Origin of the sequence: Clostridium sp. DSM 8431 (assembly GCF_900116755.1) — a bacterium.
GTDB lineage: Bacteria > Bacillota > Clostridia > Clostridiales > Clostridiaceae > Clostridium.
Genome location: NZ_FPBY01000235.1, coordinates 1 through 4,171 on the forward strand (window position 1 = coordinate 1; position 4,171 = coordinate 4,171).

5 protein-coding genes are annotated in these 4,171 nt (G+C 29.4%); all 5 read left to right on the forward strand.

Annotated elements, in window-relative coordinates:
- Positions 1-340: 340 nt before the first annotated feature.
- The 5 genes from BM384_RS15965 to BM384_RS15985 are packed head-to-tail and all read left to right on the forward strand — an operon-like array spanning position 341 to position 4,085.
- Positions 341-1,027 (forward strand): YveK family protein, encoded by a 687-nt coding sequence (locus BM384_RS15965; protein ID WP_090015095.1) that lies wholly within the window; start codon positions 341-343, stop codon positions 1,025-1,027.
- A 10-nt stretch (positions 1,028-1,037) separates the two neighbouring features.
- Positions 1,038-1,703 carry a CpsD/CapB family tyrosine-protein kinase gene (locus tag BM384_RS15970; RefSeq protein WP_090015097.1) on the forward strand — a complete coding sequence of 222 codons (666 nt, stop codon included), beginning with the start codon at positions 1,038-1,040 and terminating at the stop codon, positions 1,701-1,703.
- Positions 1,678-2,469, forward strand: coding sequence for a tyrosine-protein phosphatase (locus BM384_RS15975; protein WP_242946079.1), 792 nt, complete (start codon positions 1,678-1,680; stop codon positions 2,467-2,469). The genes BM384_RS15970 and BM384_RS15975 overlap by 26 nt, the downstream gene beginning before the upstream one ends.
- 17 nt (positions 2,470-2,486) lie before the next feature.
- Positions 2,487-3,146, forward strand: coding sequence for a sugar transferase (locus tag BM384_RS15980; protein WP_090015099.1), 660 nt, complete (start codon positions 2,487-2,489; stop codon positions 3,144-3,146).
- Positions 3,147-3,161: 15 nt separating this feature from the next.
- Complete coding sequence (locus BM384_RS15985) at positions 3,162-4,085, forward strand: mannose-1-phosphate guanylyltransferase (protein ID WP_090015101.1); 924 nt, start codon at positions 3,162-3,164, stop codon at positions 4,083-4,085.
- Positions 4,086-4,171 lie beyond the last annotated feature (86 nt).

Below are 4,171 nucleotides of genomic sequence, written 5' to 3' on the forward strand. Positions count from 1 at the left end.
TGTACCATTTTTTAAGAAAATTTTAAATAGCTATTGAAAAAAATTTAATCTAAGGTTTCTTTTTTAAGTCTCTTATTGCTAAGTTGACGACATTGTACATGCGGTGGTGTGAGAGGTCGGTAATCAAAATAATTGATTACCTCCTACTCGATTGTACATAAAAATATTTTTGGCAAATTTCTATAGTAATTATCCACATATATTACAAAAAAATAAGTGATTAATACATGTACGGTTATTTTGTACTAGTAAAGTAAAAAATAGTATTAACAAATATATGCAAAAATGTTACAATAAAATTATTAAGTATAAAAATAACAATACAAAGGAGGGTATATTTTTGGAAGAAGAAAACTTTAAAGTGGAGGACATAGTAAATGCCTTAAGGGATAGATGGCAGTTTATTGTATGCATAACTCTTGTAGCAACAATTGTAGCAGCTGTATTAAGTTATTTTGTAATTAAACCCAAATATACGGCTAGTACTAAATTATTTATAGGTAAAGAGACGGAAAATGTCAAAGATGCATCATATAGTAATAACGATGTTCAAATGTATCAAAAGTTGTTAAAGACGTATTCAGACATAATAACAACTAGAGACCTAATGGAAAAGGCTGTAGATAATGGGGAATTAGATGTCACTCCGGATGAGGCTTTAGGAGGAATTGCAGTTACACCAAAAACAGATACTCAAATATTAGAAATAAGTTATACAGGTGGGGACAAACAAGTATGTAAAGACATAGTAGAGGCAGTATCAAATGAATTTGTAAAAGAATCTGCTGATTTAATAACAAATTCAAATGTAAAAGTTATAGAAAAAGTTCAATTGCCGGCAGCTCCTGTAAGTCCAAATAAAAAGTTAAATATGCTTATAGCTTTTATTTTAGGATTAATGTGTGGTTCGGGAATTTCTATTATATTGGAATTTTTAGATAATACATTTAAGGATAAGGATCAGGTTGAAAAGATTTTAGATTTACCAGTGCTAGGATCTATTCCTAATACAGATGTAATTAAATAAGGAGATAAAAATGTTTATAGTTGATAAAAAACCTAAATCAATAACAGCTGAAAGCTATAGAACACTTAGAACTAATATACAGTATTCTTCATTTGATAAAGAAATAAGAGTCATAGTAGTAACAAGTTCTGAAGCAGGAGAAGGAAAGTCCACTACTGCTGGAAATTTAGCAATATCTTTTTCTCAAGCTCAAAAGAAAACTATTATTATTGATTGTGACTTAAGAAAGCCTTCGTTACATAAGAAATTTAAAATTTCAAATATGACAGGGCTTTCAGATTTATTAAAAGGTAGGGAAAACCTAGGTGAGACAGTGCATGCTTTTAATGAATATTTAGATGTACTGACATCAGGAAAAATTCCACCAAATCCATCAGAAATGCTTGGTTCAAGGGCAATGGAACATCTTATACAGAGTTTAAAAAATGAGTATGAAATGATTATTTTAGATAGTGCACCCCTTCAAGCAGTAACAGATGCTCAGATATTATCAACAAAGGCTGATGGAACTATTTTAGTAGTTAGAGCTGAAAAAACTAAGAGAGATTCTGTAAGGCAAGCTAAAGAATTATTAAAAAAAGTTGATGCTAATATTCTAGGAGTTGTACTAAATGGAGTAGAGAATATTAGAAAGAAATACTATTACTATTATGGATCAGAAGAAAGGCAGAAATAATATGATAGATATTCATTCTCACATTATTCCAGGAGTAGACGATGGCTCAAAAAATATAAAAATGACAATAGAAATGCTAAAGAATGCTGAGCTTCAGGGAACTAATGAGATAATTGCAACGCCACATTTCTGTAGAGGTTATGCAGAAGTTGAGTATAGTGACATTGTAAATCTAACTAAAAAGATAAATAAGTTGGCTGAAGATGAAGGTATAAATGTAAAGATACATCATGGACAGGAAGTTTATTATTCAGGTCATTTAATTGAGGATTATAAGGAAAATATAGTAGGTACATTAACTAATACTAATTACCTATTATTTGAGTTGCCTTTGCAAGGACATTTTGAAAGAGAAATCCTTGATACAATTTATGAATTACAAGTTATGGGGGTTAAACCTATATTAGCTCATCCTGAAAGATATAAGTTTCTAAAAGAAAAACCAGAACTTATTAATGAGTTTATTGAAGAAGAAGTGCTATTTCAGATGAATGCAGGAAGTATAAAAGGAGACTTTGGAAAAGAAGCTAAAAAAACTGCTGAAATTTTCGCAAAGAATGGTATTTATAACTTTATAGGATCTGATGCACATAATAATACATCAAGAAAAACAGGTGTAAAAGAAGGAACCACTTTAGCAGCTTCAAAAAACAAAATATATAATAATCTATTTGATGATAGTGCAGAGAGGTTATTAGAAAATAAGATTGTAAGATTTAAAGGCGATAAGATAAAGGTTAGACGAGGGTTCAGATTTTTTAGATAAATGGGAGAATATGAGAAATGCAAAATTTTAATGCTTTATGTGAGAGGGAAAAATATGAGGAAATTAAAAAGAGTTTTTCCTATCTATTCATAAAAAGATTTTTTGATGTATTTCTCTCTATAATTGTGCTTATATTGCTAAGTCCGGTATTTATTATAACAGCTATAGCAATAAGAGTTGAAAGCAAGGGAAATATAATATTTGTACAAGATAGAGTGGGATATAAGGGTAAAAAGTTTAAAATGTACAAGTTTAGGTCCATGTGTGAAAATGCAGAAGATCTAAAAAGCAAACTTTTAGATAAAAATGAGATGGATGGACCTATGTTTAAGATGAAGGATGATCCAAGAATAACTAAGGTAGGAAAGTTTATAAGAAAAACAAGTATAGATGAATTGCCACAGATAATAAATGTGATAAAGGGTGAAATGAGTCTTGTAGGACCAAGACCATCACTTCCAAAGGAAGTAGAGAAATTTGATAAATGGATGCTTCAACGATTAGATGTAAAACCAGGTATAACATGTATCTGGCAGGTATCAGGAAGAAATGATATAGAATTTGAAGATTGGATGAAGCTTGATATTAAGTATGTTAAAGAAAGAAATGTACTACTTGATGCAAAATTGATATGGAAAACTATCTTTGTACTTTTTGGAGATGAACATGCAAGATAAGGGGGAACTTTGAGAATGTTATGTGCTTTAATTATGGCAGGAGGAAAAGGAACTAGGTTTTGGCCATTATCTACAGAAGAAAAGCCAAAGCAGTTTTTAAATTTAATTGGTAATAAAACTATGATTCAAATGACTGTAGATAGAATAAAGCCAATAATACCATTAGAAAGAATTTTTATTTGTACTGGAAGTAGGTATGTAGATTTAGTAAAAGCTCAATTACCAGATTTACCTGATAGAAATATAATAGTTGAGCCAGAACCTAGGAATACAGCACCATGTATATGTTTATCAGCACTTGTAATAAAAAGATATTTTAGTTCTGCAAATATGCTCGTATTACCTTCCGACCATTTAATAAGTAATGAAGATATGTTTAGAGAAACTATAGAATATGGGAATGTATTCCTTGAGAATAATAAAGATTCACTAATAACTTTAGGGATAAAACCGATAAGACCTGAAACTAATTATGGTTATATAAGATATGAAGAAAATAGTGAAATAAAGAAAAAATATAATATATTAAAAGTAAATTCTTTTGTTGAAAAACCAAATAAAGACGTGGCAGAAAAATATATTAATGATGGAAGATATCTTTGGAATGCAGGAATGTTTATGTGGAATACAGATAGAATATTAAAAGAAATAAAAATGTATTCTAAAGAGACATATGAGGCATTAAAGGAAATAGAAGAGTGTGATATAGACACAATTCAAAAGTTAGTTGATGAAAATTATTATAAGACTGAAGCTATTTCAATTGATTATTCAGTTTTAGAAAAGGCTAAGGATATATATGTAATTCCAAGTAATATTGGATGGGATGATATTGGAAATTGGGATGCAGTTCAAAGGTATAGAAGAGCTGATCATAATGGTAATGTTAATGTTGGAGATGTAAGTTGCTTTAAAGGGAAAAATAATTTAATACTATGATAGTGCATTTTTACTTGAAAAATTTTACAGTCAAGTGACCAAACAGAATCCTAAGCTATTTTTAATGACTCAAAAATTTCTTCTAT